The 17,420-nt window shown below is 70.2% G+C and carries 14 protein-coding genes; 1 reads left to right on the forward strand and 13 read right to left on the reverse strand.

Annotation, left to right across the window (positions count from 1 at the left end; all coding sequences use genetic code 11):
• Window positions 1–135 precede the first annotated feature (135 nt).
• The 5 genes from OO67_RS34610 to OO67_RS40960 form a co-directional block, all read right to left on the reverse strand.
• Window positions 136–1,080 carry an ornithine carbamoyltransferase gene (locus OO67_RS34610; RefSeq protein ID WP_033305813.1) on the reverse strand — a complete coding sequence of 315 codons (945 nt, stop codon included), beginning with the start codon at window positions 1,078–1,080 and terminating at the stop codon, window positions 136–138.
• A 60-nt stretch (window positions 1,081–1,140) separates the two neighbouring features.
• A complete protein-coding gene (locus tag OO67_RS34615; RefSeq protein WP_033305814.1) occupies window positions 1,141–2,451 on the reverse strand; it encodes a diaminobutyrate--2-oxoglutarate transaminase in 1,311 nt (436 codons plus the stop codon).
• 186 nt (window positions 2,452–2,637) lie between these two features.
• Window positions 2,638–5,964 carry a non-ribosomal peptide synthetase gene (locus tag OO67_RS34620; RefSeq protein ID WP_033305815.1) on the reverse strand — a complete coding sequence of 1,109 codons (3,327 nt, stop codon included), beginning with the start codon at window positions 5,962–5,964 and terminating at the stop codon, window positions 2,638–2,640.
• A gap of 456 nt (window positions 5,965–6,420) precedes the next feature.
• Window positions 6,421–6,648, reverse strand: a complete 228-nt coding sequence (locus tag OO67_RS40955; protein WP_051710237.1) for a hypothetical protein — start codon at window positions 6,646–6,648, stop codon at window positions 6,421–6,423.
• Window positions 6,627–6,860 (reverse strand): ATP-binding cassette domain-containing protein, encoded by a 234-nt coding sequence (locus OO67_RS40960; protein WP_382064431.1) that lies wholly within the window; start codon window positions 6,858–6,860, stop codon window positions 6,627–6,629. Before OO67_RS40960 ends, OO67_RS40955 begins: the two co-directional genes overlap by 22 nt.
• Window positions 6,861–7,160: 300 nt before the next feature.
• Between OO67_RS40960 and OO67_RS34630 the strand changes: the two genes are divergently transcribed.
• Window positions 7,161–7,619 (forward strand): hypothetical protein, encoded by a 459-nt coding sequence (locus OO67_RS34630; protein ID WP_033305816.1) that lies wholly within the window; start codon window positions 7,161–7,163, stop codon window positions 7,617–7,619.
• Between the two features lie 155 nt (window positions 7,620–7,774).
• Here OO67_RS34630 and exaC read toward each other — a convergent pair whose 3' ends face one another.
• The 8 genes from exaC to OO67_RS34665 all read right to left on the reverse strand — a co-directional run bounded on the left by exaC (window position 7,775) and on the right by OO67_RS34665 (window position 16,525).
• Window positions 7,775–9,298, reverse strand: coding sequence for an acetaldehyde dehydrogenase ExaC (exaC, locus tag OO67_RS34635; RefSeq protein ID WP_033305817.1), 1,524 nt, complete (start codon window positions 9,296–9,298; stop codon window positions 7,775–7,777).
• A gap of 108 nt (window positions 9,299–9,406) precedes the next feature.
• The gene (locus OO67_RS34640) at window positions 9,407–10,660 is read right to left on the reverse strand and encodes a GAF domain-containing protein (protein ID WP_033305818.1); all 1,254 of its coding nucleotides are present in this window, start codon (window positions 10,658–10,660) and stop codon (window positions 9,407–9,409) included.
• A 376-nt stretch (window positions 10,661–11,036) separates the two neighbouring features.
• Window positions 11,037–11,285, reverse strand: coding sequence for a hypothetical protein (locus OO67_RS34645; RefSeq protein ID WP_033305819.1), 249 nt, complete (start codon window positions 11,283–11,285; stop codon window positions 11,037–11,039).
• A complete protein-coding gene (locus tag OO67_RS34650) occupies window positions 11,282–12,616 on the reverse strand; it encodes a S8 family serine peptidase (protein ID WP_051710242.1) in 1,335 nt (444 codons plus the stop codon). The genes OO67_RS34645 and OO67_RS34650 overlap by 4 nt, the downstream gene beginning before the upstream one ends.
• Before the next feature lie 1,412 nt (window positions 12,617–14,028).
• Window positions 14,029–14,343, reverse strand: coding sequence for an integration host factor, actinobacterial type (gene mihF, locus OO67_RS34655; RefSeq protein ID WP_033305820.1), 315 nt, complete (start codon window positions 14,341–14,343; stop codon window positions 14,029–14,031).
• Window positions 14,344–14,442: 99 nt separating this feature from the next.
• On the reverse strand, window positions 14,443–14,568 hold the full coding sequence (locus OO67_RS40565) for a hypothetical protein (protein ID WP_279626920.1): 126 nt from the start codon (window positions 14,566–14,568) through the stop codon (window positions 14,443–14,445).
• Between the two features lie 71 nt (window positions 14,569–14,639).
• On the reverse strand, window positions 14,640–15,344 hold the full coding sequence (locus tag OO67_RS34660) for a pyridoxamine 5'-phosphate oxidase family protein (RefSeq protein WP_078598517.1): 705 nt from the start codon (window positions 15,342–15,344) through the stop codon (window positions 14,640–14,642).
• Window positions 15,341–16,525: a globin domain-containing protein gene (locus tag OO67_RS34665; RefSeq protein WP_033305821.1), complete on the reverse strand. Its 1,185-nt coding sequence runs from the start codon at window positions 16,523–16,525 to the stop codon at window positions 15,341–15,343. Before OO67_RS34665 ends, OO67_RS34660 begins: the two co-directional genes overlap by 4 nt.
• Between the last annotated feature and the right edge of the window lie 895 nt (window positions 16,526–17,420).

The raw sequence follows: 17,420 nt of genomic DNA on the forward strand, positions 1-17,420 counted from the left end.
CGACACATCCACCGGCGCCAGATCCAGCACACCCCCCACCGGAAAACCCGGCCCCCGCAACGAGAACTGCTCCCACAACCGCCAACGCCCACCGGGCAGATAAACGGCTTCCTGCTCTTCCGCAACCATGATGATCTACCTCTCGGAGCTACGGTCCATGGCGCACCATTCGAGAACGGCGCGCGCACTGTGGTATTTGTTCTCGGCCTGGTCGAACGCGATACTGGCCGGGCCGTCCAGCACCTCTGCTGTGACTTCTTCGCCTCGGTGCGCGGGCAGGTCGTGCATGAACACCGCGTCCGGACTGCTCGCCAGGGTTCTCCCGGTGACTTGGAAGGGCGCGAAGACCTCACGCCAGTCGGCGGTCGGTTTCTCGGTCCCGGTGGTCTGCCAGCGAGTGGTGTAGATGACGTCGGCCGCCGGCAGGTCGGCCATGTCGTGGCGTTCCTCGATCCGGGCTCCGGTGCGCTTGGCGTAGACCGCCGCCCGTTCCAGGTACTCGGGCGCCAGCCCGTATCCGGGCGGGGTGCGCAGAGTGAGCCGGGTGCCCCGGAACCGGGAGAGCGCCAGGGCCAGGGCGGAGGCGGTGTTGTTGCCCTCGCCCACGTAGAGCACGTGCAGGTCCTCGATACGGCCGAACCTGCGCAGCAGAGTGGTGAGGTCGGCCAGCGCCTGGGTGGGGTGCTCACCCTCGCTCATCGCGTTGATGACGGCCATCCGCCGCTGGTCGGCGTAGGCGCGCAGTTCGCGCTCCGGGCCCGCGGTGCGCGCCACCAGCACATCGATCATCCGGGAGAGCACTGCGGCGCTGTCCTCCACGGTCTCCCCGGTGTTCTCCTGGAGGTCCCCGGGGCCGTAGGTGATCAGCCGGGCGCCCAGCCGCAGCGCCCCGGCGGAGAAGGCGGTACGGGTACGGGTGGAGGTCTTGCGGAACAGCACGCCGACGACGGTGTCCGCCAGCGGCCGCGCCTCGTCGGCAGCGCCCGCCGAGAACTCGGCGCCGCGCCGGGCGATCTGTCGCAGCTCCTCGTCGGAGAGGTCGTCGATGGAAATCAGATGACGGCGTTCGGCCTGGGGCATGGTGCTTCCTCCTTGGTGGAGCAGGTCGGGGCGGCGGCTCCGGACGGGCGGTCCCGGGCCTCAGCGGGTGAGCAGTGCGGCGCGCAGCACGCCGAGGCCGTGGCCGAGCTCCTCGGGGGTGATGGTCAGCGGCGGAAGCACCTTGACCACTTCGTCGTCCCGGCCGGAGAGTTCGACGATCAGCCCGTGGTCGAAGGCGTACCGCTGGACCGCCGCTGCGCGTTCGCCTCCGCCGCACCGGCCGAGGTCGATGCCGAGCACCATGCCGCGGCCCCGGACGACGATCTCCGGTTCGGCGGCGGTCAGTTCGGCCCCCAGCTCGGCCAGCCGGCGGGCCGGTGCGGGGAGCTGCGCGAGGAAGCCCGGGCGGCTCCACAGCTCGGCGGCGGCGGTCGCGGCGACGAAGGCGAGCTGGTTGCCGCGGAAGGTGCCGGTGTGCTCACCCGGTTCCCAGACGTCGAGCCGGGGGTGGAAGAGGGTGAGGGCCAGCGGGAGCCCGTAGCCGCTGATGGACTTGGAGACGGTGACGATGTCCGGGACGATGCCGGACTCCTCGAAGGCGAAGAAGGTGCCGGTGCGGCCGCAGCCGGACTGGATCTCGTCGCAGATCAGCAGGATGCCGTGGCGTTCGGTGACGGCGCGCAGCCGGCGCAGCCAGTCGGCGGACGCCTCGTAGACGCCGCCCTCCATCTGCAGCGGCTCGACGATCACCGCGGCGGGCTTCTCCACTCCGGAGGAGGAGTCGGCCAGCAGCCGTTCGATGAACCCGACGGAGTCGAACGGCCCCTGCGGTCCGTCCTCGTAGGGGATGAAGGTGACCTCGTCCTGGCCGTGCACCCCGCCGGCCAGCCGAGCCCGGCCGTTGCCGGTGACGGCCAGCGAGCCGCGGGACATTCCGTGGTACCCGCCGCTGAAGGCGAAGATCCCTCTGCGGCCGGTGGCCTTCCGGGCCAGTTTCAGAGCCGCCTCGACCGCGTCGGTGCCGGTGGGACCGGAGAACTGCACGGTGTACTCCAGGCCGCGGGGTCGCAGGATGTGCTCGGTGAGCGCGACCAGGAAGGACCGCTTGGCCCCGGTGTACATGTCGAGGCCGTGCATCATCCCGTCGGAGGCGAGATAGTCGACGATCCGCGATTTGATCGGGCTGGGGTTGTGGCCGTAGTTGAGGGTTCCAGCGCCACAGAAGAAGTCGGTGAAGACCCGGCCGTCCTCGGCGTACAGCCGCGCGCCCTTGGCGCGTTCGAAGACCACCGGGAACTTGCGGCAGTAGCTGCGGACGTGGGACTCGTGGCGCTCGAAGACGGCGACGTCCGGCGGGCCGGACACGACCAGCGGCGGTGTGGGGGCGGGAGGAGTGATCGCGGTGGTCATGGCGGTCGGTGGTCCTTTCGGTTCTCGCGGGGCTTGCCGGTCCGCCGGTCCTGTCGGACCTCGGCGTGACGCGCGGTCGCACGCCGATGACATGCGGTGACGTTCGCCGGCATGGTGACGCCGGGGTCGCCGTGCGGCGGCCCAGCCGTACTGCTGTTCCGGTGTGCTGCTGTGCCGGGCTGCCCTTTAACGCCCGCCGTCCGCGGGCCGGGCGACAGCCTGGCGGCGCTCCCGACGCCTGGCGCCGAGGACCGGCGCGGACCCTCCGGAGGGCACGGCCGGGTAGCCGGAGAGGGCCGCGGAGAGTGCGGCCACGGTGGGGTGTTCGAAGAGTGCGCGGACCGGGACGTCGATACCGAGCGCGGCCCGCAACCGTACCGAGACCCGGGTGGCCAGCAAGGAGTGTCCGCCGAGCTGGAAGAAGTCGTGGTCGACGCCGAAGCCCCGGATACCCAGTACCGCCTCCCAGACCCCGGCCACGGTGCGTTCCCGGTCGGTGCGCGGTGGCGTGCCGGCGGTGGAGTCCTCGGGCTGCCGCCAGCACTCCACGGCGGGCAGCGCCTTGCGGTCGACCTTGCCGTTCGGTGTTCGCGGCAGGGCGTCCAGCACCACGAACGCCTCGGGTACCAGGTAGTCGGGCAGAGTGGCGAGCAGTGCGGTCCGCAACTCCTCGGGACCCGGGCCGGTGCCGGCGGGGCCGTTACCGGGCGGCTGGTCCGAGCCCTCTCGCGGCACCAGGTAGGCGGCCAGCCTCTGGTCGCCTCCAGGCTGCGGCACCGCGCAGACCACAGCCGCGCGGAAGACACCCAGGGCCAGCAGCGCGGACTCGATCTCGCCCGGCTCGATCCGGTGGCCGCGGATCTTCACCTGGTGGTCCGCGCGGCCCAGGATCTCCAGCGAGCCGTCCTGTCGTCGGCGCGCCAGGTCCCCGGTGCGGTACAGGCGGGCCCCGGGGCGTCCGGAGTGCGGATCGGGGACGAAGACCCCCGCTGTCTGTGCGGGGCGGCCGTGGTAGCCCCAGCCGAGCCCGCTGCCGCCGATCCACGCCTCCCCGACCGCGCCCTCCGGGACCGGTTCCAGCCGCTCGTCCAGCAGGTGGAGCTCGGTGTTGCCGCGCAGTTCCCAGTCCACGGTCCGCCCCTGGGCGTCGAGACGGGCGGTCGTGGCCCAGACGGTGGTCTCGGTCGGGCCGTACAGATCCCAGACCCGGGCTCCGTCTGCGGCCAGCCGCACCGCCAGTTCCGTGTGCAGCTTCTCGCCGCCGCTGAGCACGGTCAGCCCGGCCCCCGGCCGCCAGCCGGCGTCCAGCAGCATCCGCAGAGTGACCGGGGTGGCCTGCACCACGCCGGACCCGGCGGTGTCGATCAGCGCGGACATCCGCTCCGGGTCACGCGCCTGCTCGCGGTCGGCGAGCAGCAGCCGGGCCCCGGTCAGCAGCGGAAGGCACAGCTCCATCAGCGACGGGTCGAAGGCGACCGTGGTGATGCCGAGGAAGGCGCCGCCGGGGCGAAGGGGCAGACGGCCCGCCATCGCCACCAGGAAGTGCGTCAGCGAGCGGTGCTCGATCAGCACGCCTTTGGGGCCGCCGGTGGAGCCGGAGGTGTAGAAGACGTAGGCGAGTTCGTCCGGGCCGGGCCCGCGCGGCGGCGCCGAGCGGGGGGCGGCGGCCAGCCTGGCCTCTTCGGCGGGATCGTCCAGGAGCACGGTGTGGTCCTCCGCCGGCCGGAGCCCGGCTTCCATGCCGTCCAGCCTTTCGACGAGCGCCCGTTCGCTGATCAGCACCGCCGCTCCGGCGTCCTGGAGGAGGTAGCCGATCCGGCCGCCGGGGTAACCCGGGTCGAGCGGCAGGTACACGGCGCCGGCCTTGTGCACCGCCAGCAGGGCCACCAGCAGCGCGGGTCCGCGTTCCAGGAAGACCCCGACGGGGGTCCCCGGCCCGGCGCCAGTCGTCGCCAGCCGGTGCGCCAACTGGTTGGCTCGGGCGTCCAGTTCGGTGTAGCTGAGGGAACGGCCGGCGCAGCTGACCGCGACAGCGTCGGGGGTGCGGGCCACCTGCCGCTCGAACAGCTCGGTCCAGGGTGCCTCCGGCACCTCCAGCCCGATGCCGGTGCCCTGGGCCAGCAGCCTGCGCCTCTCCCGCCCCGGCAACGCCGGGACTCCGTCTGCCGACAGGGAGACCGAGGCCTCCGGATCAGCCAGGACCGCGGTCAGCAGCGCCACGAACGCGGCACCGATCCGTTCGGCGGTGTCCGGATCGAACAGCGCGGTGGCGTACTGCATCCGGCCGGCGATCCGGCCGTCCGGCAGGGAGAGAAGGTCCAGCGACACGTCGAGAGCGCTGCCGGAGGCCGGGGTGGAGATCATCTCGGCCTCCAGGCCCGGCAGGTACTCCGGTTCCTCCCGCAGGGTGAGCAGTTGGAAGGAAACCTGGAAGAGGGGGTTGCGCGACAGGTCACGCTCCTTGGCCAGCTCGGCGACGACCCGCTCGAACGGCAGCTCGGCGTGGGAGAACGCGGTCAGGGCGTCCGTCCTCACCCTGCGCAGCAGCTCGGCGAAGGACGGCTCGCCGCCGAGATCGGCGCGCAGCACCACGGTGTTGACGAACAGCCCGATCAGACCGTTGAGCCGGGGCAGCCCCCGGCCGCTGACCGGGGTGCCCACCGCGATGTCGGTCCGGCCGGTCAGCCGTCCAAGAGTTGCCTGGAAGGCGGCGAGCAACACCATGAACCGCGTGGCCCGGTGCTGCCGGGCCAGCCGGTCCACTCCGGCGGCCATCTCGGCCGGGATGGTGAACCGGACGATGTCGGCGGCGCCGTCCCAGACCGCCGGGCGCGGCCGGTCGGTGGGCAGCGTCAGCGGTTCCAGACCCGCCAGCCGCTCGCGCCAGTGGGCGAGCTGGCGCTCGCCGCGCGGGCCGGCCAGCCGTTCGGCCTGCTCGGCGGCGGCGTCGGCGTACTGGAGGGGCAGCGGCTCCAGCGGCTCCGGTTCCGCCACCACCGGGCCGGCGGTGCGGGCCCGGTACCCGGCCGCCAGTTCCCGGGTGAGCACCGGCCAGGAGGAGAAGTCGAAGGCGATGTGGTGGACCACGATCAGCAGGAGTTGATCGTGCTCGGCCAGCCGCGCCAGGATCAGGCGCAGCGGCGGTGCCGAGTCCAGCGACAACGGCCGTACCACCTCGGCGGCGACGAGCTCGGCGAGCCGCCGCTCCCGCTCCCCGGCGGGCAGCCCTCGCAGATCCAGGTGTTCCAGAGGCACTTCGACGGTGGGCTCGACCATCGCCACCGGTTCGCCGTCCACCGCCGGATACCGCGTGCGCAGCACCTCGTGGCGGGCGAGGACCGCGGCGAACGCGCCGGTCAACGCCTTCTCGTCGAGATCGCCGCGGATCCGCAGCGCCAACGGCAGCAGATCGTCCGGTGTACCAGGGCGCAGACTGTTCAGGAACCACAACCGTCGCTGTGCGAACGACATCGGCCGGCCGGTACCCGACTCGTGGGCATCACCGCTGTCCACCGGTCACCTCCATGGAGCGGACAAGTCCAGGGGCCATCGACGGCTCCGGACACCTGTGAGTCTCCGCGCCGTCCCGTCTCCCGCCCAGAGAACTTCCGGCAGCCGCGTCGGCGGGTCTCTCCTGCCCGTGGCTCCCTTGCCCGCGCCCCGGGACGCTCATCAGCCCGGACAGCGGCCTCCGCGCACGCGGTCGGGCCGTCCGGGTTACGCCGGGCGCCGCGTCGTGGGGCCCGAGCGCCTCCAAGTTCCCCGAATGGGTGAGCTACCGCGTCTGCGATCGCACTCATCCCGAACACCAGCGCGGTCGGCGCATCGGTCGGCCCTCCTCTCAAAGGGTTCCGGCGACTCCGGGGGCGCGTCCCGTGAAGGCCACGAACGCGTCGTCGAGGTTGCGCTGGTCGGCACGGAGATCCTCCGCACCGACCTGAGCCGTGGCGAGAGCCCCTGCGACACTGCTCAGAAGCTGTCCCCTGCCGGTGACCAGCCAGCGGCCATCGGTATCTCGACATCTGTCACGTCGGGAAGCCCGGTCAGGACGCTCTTGTCCAGCGGTTGACTCACGCGGAACCGGACCTGCTGCACCGCGCTCGACTGCGCGATCAGCCCTGCGGGCGTATCCACTGCGGCAACCCGGCCACCATCGATGGCGGCGATCCGGTCGCTCAGGCGCTCCGCTTCATCCATGAAGTGCGTGACGAGGAGGATCGTGACGCCGTTTCCCGAACCCGCTCGATGAGGCTCCAGGTGTCGCGCCTCGCCTGCGGGTCCAGTCCCGTCGTGAGCTCGTCGAGAATCGCGACTTTCGGCTTGCCGACCAGAGCGAGCGCGATCGAAAACCGCTGCTTCTGCCCGCCTGAGAGATCCCCCACTTCCCGCACCGCCCCGCCGTCGCCCATAAGAGTCAGGCGCCCCGGGAAGACGGCCTGGCTGCCATCCTCGCTCGACAAGGGCGAAGAGACATGCGCCGGTTGGGCCCCGCGTCACAACCTGCGCACCGCATTCGGTGTTCGACAAGGAACCGTGGCTCACACGTGCCTTCGTACTCCCTGAGTGTCCAGGAAATCCGGTGCACCATCCGGCTGTCCGCCTGGACTTCTGGCGAGTTCCCAGGTGGATGTACGAGCCCTCCAGTGGGGTACCGGCCGGTTCGATCAAGGGTGGCTGCAGCGGAGGGCGCTGCCCTCGATACTCGCACCATGCCGAAGACAGGGCTCGACACCGCCGCCGCCTCCCTACGGACCTGGCTCAATGCCCAGCACTTCACGGACTTGACCGCGCCCGAGGTGACCAGGTTCTTCACCGACACGACGACCGAGTGGGCCAACAGCCTCGGCTACGACGCCTGGCGGGAGGTCCCTCTTCCCGCCCGCCCGGACCACCAACGGAATGAACGGCTGGACCTCCGGCTCAGACACCGCTCCGGCAGGGGGCAGCCCATCAGTGTCGAGATCGACCGTGGCAGCAAACTCCGCTCGCTCGACAAGCTCACCCGGGCCGCCGAACTCGGAGACCACTCCCTGTGGCTCCGATGGAGCCGCGAGCCCGTCCGCGTCCCCATCCCGTCAACCGTCCGCCTCATCCGCGCCCACATCCTCCGTCGCCGCGTCGCCACCGGCCCGGACAGGCTTTCCCTCCAGATCGACAACTGCGGCTGACGGCCGAAAGCCCTCCCCTGCCCCAGCTGATCCGGGCCAGGGAGGACGGCGGCGGGGAACGCGGCCGCGAGGAGGCTGGTGACGGGGCCTGCCCTCGCTGGAGGGGAGGTGCCTGACGCTTGGCGACGCCAGGTCAGGCACCTCCCCACAGTGCACTAGAAGAAGCCGAGCTTCTTCGGCGAGTACGAGACCAGGAGGTTCTTCGTCTGCTGGTAATGCTCCAGCATCATCTTGTGGTTCTCCCTGCCGATACCCGACTGCTTGTATCCGCCGAAAGCGGCGTGGGCCGGATAGGCGTGGTAACAGTTCGTCCAGACCCTGCCCGCCTTGATCGCCCTGCCCGCCCGGTATGCGGTGTTGGTGTCCCGGGTCCATACGCCCGCGCCGAGCCCGTACAGCGTGTCGTTCGCCGTCCTGATCCCTTCGTCGAAGTCCGAGAAGGACGTCACGGCGACCACGGGGCCGAAGATCTCCTCCTGGAAGACACGCATACGGTTGTCGCCCTCGAAGATCGTCGGCTGAACGTAGTAACCACCCTCCAGCTCACCCCCGTGCTCGACGCGCTGACCGCCGGTCAGGATCTTCGCACCTTCCTGCTGCCCGATCTCGAGGTACGAAAGGATCTTCGCCAGCTGTTCGCCGGAGGCCTGGGCGCCGATCATCGTGTCGGTGTCCAGGGGGTGCCCGGGCACGATCTGTTCGGTACGGGCGATGCCCGCTTCGAGGAACTCGCTGTAGTGTCCGCGCTGGATCAGCGCTCGCGACGGACACGTGCACACTTCGCCCTGGTTGAGGGCGAACATGGTGAAGCCCTCGAGCGCCTTGTCGCGGAAGTCGTCGTCCAGCGCCCACACGTCGTCGAAGAAGAGGTTCGGCGACTTGCCGCCGAGCTCCAGTGTGACCGGCTTGAGGTTCTCCGAGGCGTACTGCATGATCAGGCGCCCCGTCGTGGTCTCGCCGGTGAAGGCGATCTTCGCGACCCGTGGACTGGAGGCGAGTGGTTTGCCTGCCTCCGCGCCGAAGCCGTTGAGGATGTTGACGACGCCGGGGGGAAGCAGATCCGCAACCAGGCTCATCCACAGGTGGATCGATGCGGGCGTCTGCTCGGCCGGCTTGAGGACCACCGCGTTCCCGGCGGCCAGCGCGGGGGCGAGCTTCCAGACAGCCATCAGGATGGGGAAGTTCCACGGAATGATCTGAGCGACCACACCCAGCGGCTCGTGGAAGTGGTACGCGACGGTGTCGTCGTCGATCTCGCTGAGTGAGCCTTCCTGGGCGCGCAGCGCGCCCGCGAAGTACCGGAAGTGGTCGATGGCCAGGGGGATGTCCGCGGCGAGCGTCTCGCGCACCGGCTTGCCGTTCTCCCAGCTCTCGGCGACCGCCAGTTCCTCCAGATGCTCTTCCATGCGGTCGGCGATCCGGTTCAGGACGGTCGCGCGGTCACCCGCGGAGACGGCTCCCCAGACGGGGGCCGCCGCATGGGCGGCGTCCAGGGCGCGCTCGACGTCGTCCTCGGTGCCACGGGCGATTTCCGTGAAGGGGCGGCCGTTGACGGGGCTCGGGTTCTCGAAGTACTGACCACGGGCCGGCGGGACATAGGCTCCACCGATCCAGTGGTCGTAACGGGACTCGTACGAGACGATGGCACCCTCGGTGCCCGGCGCAGCGTAACGGGTCATCTCTGTGGCCTCCCGGATCCGTTGCCGCCCGCCGTTGGACGGCCCTCGGAGTGAGGCTAGGCAGCGCGACGTTGCGACGCCGTTGCACGCACCATCCCCTGAGCGGCGCTACGCGCGCTGCTCCGCGTCGAGCGCTCGGGCCCTGGCCAGCAGTGCCGCCCGCCGTTCCGCAGGAGCCGCCGCGGCGAGAGCCCGCCAGACAGGGAGGTCCTCCGTGCCCCACGGGCTGTACGCCCAGTCGGCGAGCAGCCCCGGGTCGCCTCGCGCGATCAGGGCGGCACGCAGTTGTCCGGCGATCCGCCGTCGCAGCCGGACGACCGCCGGTGCCTGCGAACGCGGCAGCAGGGGACCCGCATACGCGCCGAGCGCTGCCGCCACCGCCCCGGACTCCAGCCTGCGCGCGACGGTGTCGAAGTCGGTGTCCACCTGCGCGCCGAAGCGGTACGGACGCGAGCGCAACAGCTCGGGTCCCAGAAGCCGGCGCAGCCGCGCGAGTTCGGCCCGCATCGTCACCGGGGGGACGGACTCGTCCTCGTACACCTCCATCAGCAGTTCGTCACCGGCGAGGCCCTCAGGATGGAGGGCCAGCGTCACCAGGATCTCGCTGTGGCGTCTGCTGAGCCGGATCTTGCGCCCGTCCAGGACCAGGAGCGCCTCCTCCCTCCCGAGCGTGGAGAGCTGTGCCGACCCACCGGCGGACCGCGGCGCCACGAGTGCGAGCTGGGACTCGGCCGCGCGCGCCACCGCCTGTACGAACGCCAGGCTGTGTGGATGCGCGAGCCCGTTCCCGCCCGTGATGTCTACGGCTCCGAGCACTCGGCCCGTGTGCGGGTCGTGCAGCGGGGCGGCCGCGCACGTCCACTGCTGGACCGGCCGAAGAAAGTGCTCGGCGGCGAACACCTGGACCGGGCGGTCGACCGCGAGCGCCGTGCCGGGTGCGTTCGTCCCGGTCTCCGACTCGGCCCAACGGGCTCCCTCCACGAAGTTCATCCGCTCCGCGCGCCGGCGGGCCCGCGCATGCCCCTCGACCCACATCAGCCTGCCGTGCGCATCGCAGACCGCGAGCAGGTGTTCGCCGTCCACGGCGTAGGCACTCATGAGTTCGCGGATCATCGGCATGACGGGAGCCAGTGGGTGCGCGTCCCGGTACGGTCCGAGTTCGTCCGCACAGAGCTCGACCGCTGCCGCGCCGTCCGGGCTGACCCTCGCTCGAGCGGAGCGTCGCCACGACTGGCCCACCACGGAACGTACCGGCGTCTCCAACCGCCCGACGGAGGTGAACACCTCGTGCGCTCGGTACAGTTCACCGATCCGGGCGCCGGGGTTCACGTCGGCGGCCAGAGCCACCCAGGGATCCGTCAACTCGCCCTCCCGTCCGTGGCGGCACACCTCTCCATCGTCACGGCAACCGGCGTCCGCCACAACCACCGGGGCGGGGCAATCGACCCCGGCGGGTCTGGAGTGCCGGGGCGGGAGAACGTGGAGGCGAGGCGACCCCGGACCGCCCCGGTCAGGCTTCTCAGCTCCGACGAGGCCCCCGTGACCCGCAACGAGCAATCAGAACTGACGCCTCATCAAGTTTGTCCTGCTGCGTCGCCTTCGGCTGTGGCGGGTGACGGTACTGCCCCTGGAGACCGACAAGTGGACGACGGAGGCAGGACATGAGGTCGGATGCGGACCTGGATTCGCAACGCCTGCGGACTGCCCGCCCGCGGCAGCACCGGCCGGGACGCCCGGCTCACCTGGTCGGTGAGCCGGGCGGGGGAAGGCGGATGACGTGCTCCCGGTCGACGGCCTCGACACCCTCCAGTGCCTCCAGAGCCGGGAGCCGGTCGTCGGCGATGGTGCCGGAGAGCGTGCCGAGCACCGGCTGCTCGCTGGTGACCACCAGCCCGACCCGGCGCGCGGCCTCCACCACCTGCGCGTACCGGTCCAGGTCGACGGCCACGACGACCCCGACCGGCCGGGAGGCGGACGCCTCGCTCACGATGCCTGGAGCAGACCCGAGCCGACGTCCTTGGCGGAATGCGTCAGCGGGTACGCCCCGGATACCAGGCGGGTGCCGAGGTCGGCCGCCGAAGCGTCGGGATGCGCCTCGGCGATCAGCGCCGCGACACCGGCGGCGTGCGGCGTGGCCATGCTGGTGCCGTCCAGGGTCTGGTACGTGTCGTCCGGGGCTGCCGAGAACACCTCCACGCCGGGCGCGGCGATATCGATCTCACCGCCCGAGCCGTTGACGGCTCCGCAGGAGAACCGGGCCGTCGCCAGGTCCTTGCCGAGCGCGGCCACCGCGAGGATGGAGGGGCAGTTGGCCGGCCGTTCGACGGGCGCGACGAAGTGGGGCCGCCGACTGGAGTTGCCCGCCGCGGCAACGATCAGCGTCCCGTGTCGGCGGGCACGCTGCGCCGCGATCTCGTATACCTGCGGGAAGAGTTCTCCCGGCTCGACCGGAGAGCCGAGCGACAGGGAGATCACGCGTGCGCCCTGCTCGACCGCCCAGGCGATACCCAGGAGGATCTGGCCGTCGGGGCCTCTGCCTCGGTCGTTGAGCACCTTGCCTGCGAGTACCCGGGCGTCCCCGGCCACGCCGTAGCGGATCGTGTGGTCGGCCTTGCCCGGACCTGCGGCGGTGCCGATGCAGTGGGTGCCGTGGCCGTTTCTGTCCTCCACTGTCGAACCAGGGACGAAGGATGCCGTCTGGTGGATACACCCGGCCAGGTCCTGGTGGTCGGTGTCCACGCCGGTGTCGAGGACGGCGATTTTCACGTCACGCCCGGTCAGGAGGGACCAGTTGGCCCGGGTGGCCTGGAGCCCCCAGGTCGTCTGGTGCTCGTCCCAGGCGGGGCCCAGCCCTGCCGCGCCCGCGGCCCTGGTCTGACGGTCGACCTCTTCCTCGTCGCTGCGGTAGCTGGGAAAGAACCCGGTCACCATCTGCTGGGGTTCGGTGATCACCGAGGCGTACATCATGCGTTCCGGCTCCGCCGCGACGATCGTGGACTCTCTCTCAGCCGTCATCGCCAGCGCATGGCGCTGGTCCGGTTCCACATCCACGACGGCGATGCCGAGCTCGTCGATGAGCACGGAAACGTCCGCACGTCGCAGGAGTTCGGCGGAGCTGTCGGCCTCGCTTCCGCGGACACGTTCGGCGGGAGCGATACCGACGGACGAGCGTAGTTCTCCCATTCCGCGTTCTGGTTCATTCTGGTCGAGCACGACCACGTACCGGCCGGTGTACTCCGTGGCCTGCTGCGCGAAGGGTGCTTCGGCCCGCTCCGGCCTGTCACCGTGCGAACCGTCGCCCATCGGTGCGTTCACCATTGGTTTCTCCGCTTCTGTGGGTACATGTGCGCTTCCACCCGGGATCGCGGACGTACCTGCACCGATAAGCGAAGCATTGGGGCACCAAGCACGATGGGGCGTTTCCATCGCGTACCGGCGCTGTGCCGCCTGCGATGTCGTCGCCTTTTCAGCGACCCCCATCGCCTCGTCAGCGCCCCACAACCACCGTGGCCCTGGCCCTGGTGGCCCGCAACTCGAGGGCCACGGCCGACCGGCACCAAGCCGCGGGCGGGGGAAACCCGGCCAGAGCCGGCGCGCCTCGAGGCTCCGGGATTCTCCGGATCGAGGTGGACGACGCGGTACTCCTCGTACCGCAGGCCCATGAGTGCGGCGACATCACAGGCTGCCACTCACCGTGTTGCCTCATTCGAGAGGCCTTCCTGTGAGCGGAGTTGACCGGACTTCTCCGCAGGCACTGCTTCCGGAAACGCAGGGGTCGGTGCTGTGACGAGCACACCCATCCATGGCGGGACAAAGCTGTTGGCTGGAGTGACGATCGCGGTGAGCACGGTGGCGGTATGCACGGTGGCGCGGAGGACTTCCGCAACGGCTCACTGGAGCAATGCGATGTGGGGATGGTCGGGGGATGCGGGCACACGTGGAGTTGCAGGTTGTTGCCGCCGGTTATGTCGATCAAGGTGAAGTTGCCGTCCTGAGCGCCCAGGGGAGGCGGGGCCGGGGTCGTCCGCTCCTCCTCGGCGATCCAGGTCCCGCTGCCGCCGTCCCATTCCGTGGAGGCGATGGTGAGGAGCGGGACCGCCCGCCGGGGTGCCGCACTCGGGGCAGGAGCGGTCGACGGGGTCGGTGGGGCTCCAGCAGGTCCAGCCGCCGGTCTTCCAGCCGGGGGCGGTGGAGAGGTTGTTCAGGTAGAGCTCGCCCGGATCGTACGCGTAGGCGCTGTACTGCGCGGGGTCGATCGTCTCCCAGCGGCTCCTGTCGTCCAGCTGGTCCCGGAGCTCCTTGTCCAGCTCCAGGGGGTTGGGAAACTCGGTGACCTGCGGAAAGGTGGATGGTCGCGGTCTTCTCGCAGCGCGTGACGATGCCGCGCCACCGGTCGAACGTGGGCGGTCTCCAGCCCCGGTTGCCCCGCCGCAACCGGCCACGTCGGTCTGCCGGCACGGGGATCACCGCGCCGATGCCGCGCTTGCCCAGGGTGGGCGCGGATCGCGCGGGAGGAGCACGCCTTCGCGGCCAGGACTACGTCCGGCCTGGTTCGGGGCCCTTCGCGGCGACGCGGTACACGGAGGAGGGCCATGATCCATGAAGGTGGATGGTCGCCCGCCTCGCCGCCGGTCAGGGCAGGCGTCGAGGGGGCGACAGCGGCCGTCGGCAGCAAGATGTCCCCGCCCGCCCGGCCGACGGAGTGGTCGGGCGGCCGGGCCGTCCGCCCGTCACCCCTGGGACGGGAACAGGTGGAGGAGGCGCTCCCTCTGACGAACTCCCAAGCCCTGGACGCGGCGGGTCTCGGAGATGCCGAGTTCATCGAGGATCTGGCCGGCGCGGACCTTGCCGATGCGGGGCAGGGCCTCGAGGACACGGCGAACGGGGGTCCTGGCGACGACGGCGTCATCGCGTCTGAGGACGTCGTGCAGCGATACTTTGCCGTCCTTGATGTCGGCCAGGAGTTCAGCTCGCTCCTGTCGGACGGCAATGGCCCTCCTCAGGGCGCTGGTACGGGCCTCGACGGTCAGAGTGGGCAGAACCATGGGCAGTGCTCCCGTTCTTCTCGTGTCTACGTGCGGCTCATCACCACCACGTTCTTGACCTGCTGATCCACCTAGTGCCCTCCCCCGGGCCCGATATGACTACGCGGGATCACCGTCCTCACCGTCCTCACCGCGCTCACCGCGCTCACCGCGCTCACCGACCATTCCGGTCCGCAGGTCGGACCGGCCGTGGGACCTGACCGACTTGGCGAACATGACGTGCACGCGGAGGTTTCCGGCGACTCGCCTTGCGGGGAAGGGCTCGCCGTCGTAGCCGCGGCGCACACCTCGGTGGCTCAGAGGTCGTATGGGCCGGCCAGGGGATGCGCGTGCGCGTCGCCGGACGCGGCGTGGGAGACGTCAGGGCCGGAGTGTACGAGGTCCGGCGTCGGTCCGGATGCAACGGATTCGGAGGCCGGTTCGGTGAAGTAGTCGGCGTCCTTGGGACGACTGCGCGCCACGCCCGGGGGACGGGGGGCGGGCTCGAGGTGAGGGATGTGTTTGGAGCAGTGCACGTACGCCTCGTGAAGGGTGATGACCGTCCACAGCACGGGGTACCGCCCGGGGGCGGTATCGGCGGGTATCCAGGGGTGGGCGCCACGAAGCTCCTGGTCGCCGACGAGCTGGGCGGAGCCGTTGACGTGCAGTCCGATGTGGTCATGGGTGAAGTCCATGAAGAGCAGACCGATGTGCGGGTTCTCGGCGATGTTGCCGGCACTGGCCAGAACACCGTTTCCGCGGTACTCGGGGTAGGCCAGGGTGCGGTCGCCCAGCACGGTGACGAATCCGGGAGGGCCGGCGCGGAAGGTTGCGTCGCAGTGGCCGCGGGCATCGGCAGTGGAGAGGAAGACCATCGACTGGCGGTGGATGAAGTCACGCATGGCCGCGGTGAGGTGCGGGTGGACCTGCCGGTCGTAGAACGCGTCGGCGCGCTCGCTGGTGCCCAGGTGGGTCTGCAGCATGCGCTCCCCGCGTGAGGGAGTGGTGTCGTGGCCGGTCACAGCTGGTCGATCTCCTGAGCGGGTCGGTGCGGTGTGAGGGGGGCAGTGAGAACGGGTGTGTCGAGCGGGTCGTGGTGAATGTGGGCCCGGGGGGTGCCCTGGTGCAGGAGGGTACGCACAGCCGTGGTGACCATGTCGGGCGGACCGCAGAGGAAGGCTTCGTGCCAGTCCCAGGGGCCGAACTCGTTGAGGACCTGCGGGAGTGTGCCTTGCTGGCCGGGAATGTCCTCGTGGGACACGGCGGCCCTGACGGACAGCCAATGGTGACGTTGGGCCAGGCGCAGCATGTCATCGAGGCCGTACAGTTCCTGGGCGGTACGGGCTCCGACGAACAGGTCTACGTGGCGGCGCATTCCAGAGGCGGCGGCTTGCTCGATCAGGGCGCGGATCGGCGCGAGACCGGTCCCGCCGGCCACCATCAACAGGTCGCGGTCGCCTGCCGTGGCGAGGGTCATCTCGCCCTGGGGCGGTCCGAGCCGGACCCTGTGTCCAGGGGCGGCGTGGTGAACCAGGGCGTTGCTGACCTGGCCGTGACGGACGGCACGGACGTGGAACGTGAGCGTGTGGTCCGTGCGCGGCAGGTGTGCGGGGGAATAGTGCCGCCATGTGCGGGGGTACCAGGGGGTTTCCATGCTCACGTACTGGCCGGCGACGTAGGGGTAGGGCAGGTCGGTCTGCACCGTGATCTCGGCGATGTCGTGGCCCCGGTACTCACGACGGATGATCTGCGCGTCCCAGGAAGCCGGACGCAGGCGGGTGTCATCCTCAGCTGCCGCGATCATCACCTGTGCGGCGATGGTGTAGGCGCGGGTCCAGGCGGCGGCGACCTCGGAGTTCCAGGCGGTGCCCGCGTAGCGGGCCAGCGAGGCCACGAGACAGTCGCCCACTGCCGGGTAGTGGTCCTCCAGCGCTCCGAACTTGCGGTGGTCCCGGCCGAGCCGGGAACAGAACTGCACGAGGTTGTCGACGTCGTCGACGAGATCGATGATGCGCAGCAGTCCGCGCAGCAGCCGGTCACGCTGGACATCCATGTTGTCCGGGAACAGCCCTCGGACCTCGGGATACCGGGCGAAGAGGATGGCGTAGAAGTAGACGGTCATCTCCGACGCCTGTGGCGCGACCACCGCCAGGCTCGTACGTACCAGGGATATCTCCCGGTCTGTCAGCGGGGCGGCCGTCACGACCGGACCTCGGAGAGCACGGGGCGGAGGTACGTCTTCACTCGTCGAGCGGAAACGGCGGGAGGGGCAGCAGATGTCGCACACGGTGAGGGGATCACCAGGCGTACCAGATGTGCTGACATGTAAAAATTCGCAATCTTAGAAGGACGTTCCGTGTCGCTCGGGTTCAGAACAGCGAAAGTGTGATCAGCGGACGAGTCATTGTGCACATAGGGCGGCAGGGTCGAACCCACCCCTGACATCCAACCTGCATGGACAATTCAGCACATTGTGCTGGAAACCAACCGTTCGCGATCAGCCCGTACCGCGAGCGTGAGCCTGCGGCAGGGCGCGCCACCAGGGCCTCTGACGGTCCGGGACTGCCCCGGAGGAGCCCCGGGCAGTCAGGACGCGAGCGCGATGGGGAGATTCGGTAAGCAAAGCTATGCGATCAAGTGAAGGTACGTCAGCGGCCTGCCGGCAATCGGTCGCGTCCCGCAGATCACCGGTGTCAGCCGAATCGACTGCACAACTCCCGGCGCCACCCCGGTCGGCGCCCCCACACGATGAAGGCCGGGCCGACGCCCCGAGACCCGGAAGGGAATCCGGCGCCCCCAGCGTCACTCGACGGCACACCACACCCGGCCAGCACCGGGACATCACCGGCGAACCGCCGAGACGATCACCAAGTGAAGAGGCTGGGGAATTCGAGGTTCAAGTTGACGCCACTGTGATCGACGAGCAGGCGGAGACCCTGTCCTTGAAGGTCGCGTCCGGTGAAGGAAATGCCTCTCCGGAGTCACCCCGAATCAGTTTGCCCGCGACCAGTTCGCCTTCGAGACCTCTGAAAGAATTCGCGAGCGACGTGCGGGTGGGCCGCGACTCCGTTTCGTCGCGGCCCACCCGCAGGTATCAG

It is taken from the genome of Streptomyces atroolivaceus (genome assembly GCF_000717025.1).
GTDB classification, from domain to species: Bacteria; Actinomycetota; Actinomycetes; order Streptomycetales; family Streptomycetaceae; genus Streptomyces; species Streptomyces atroolivaceus.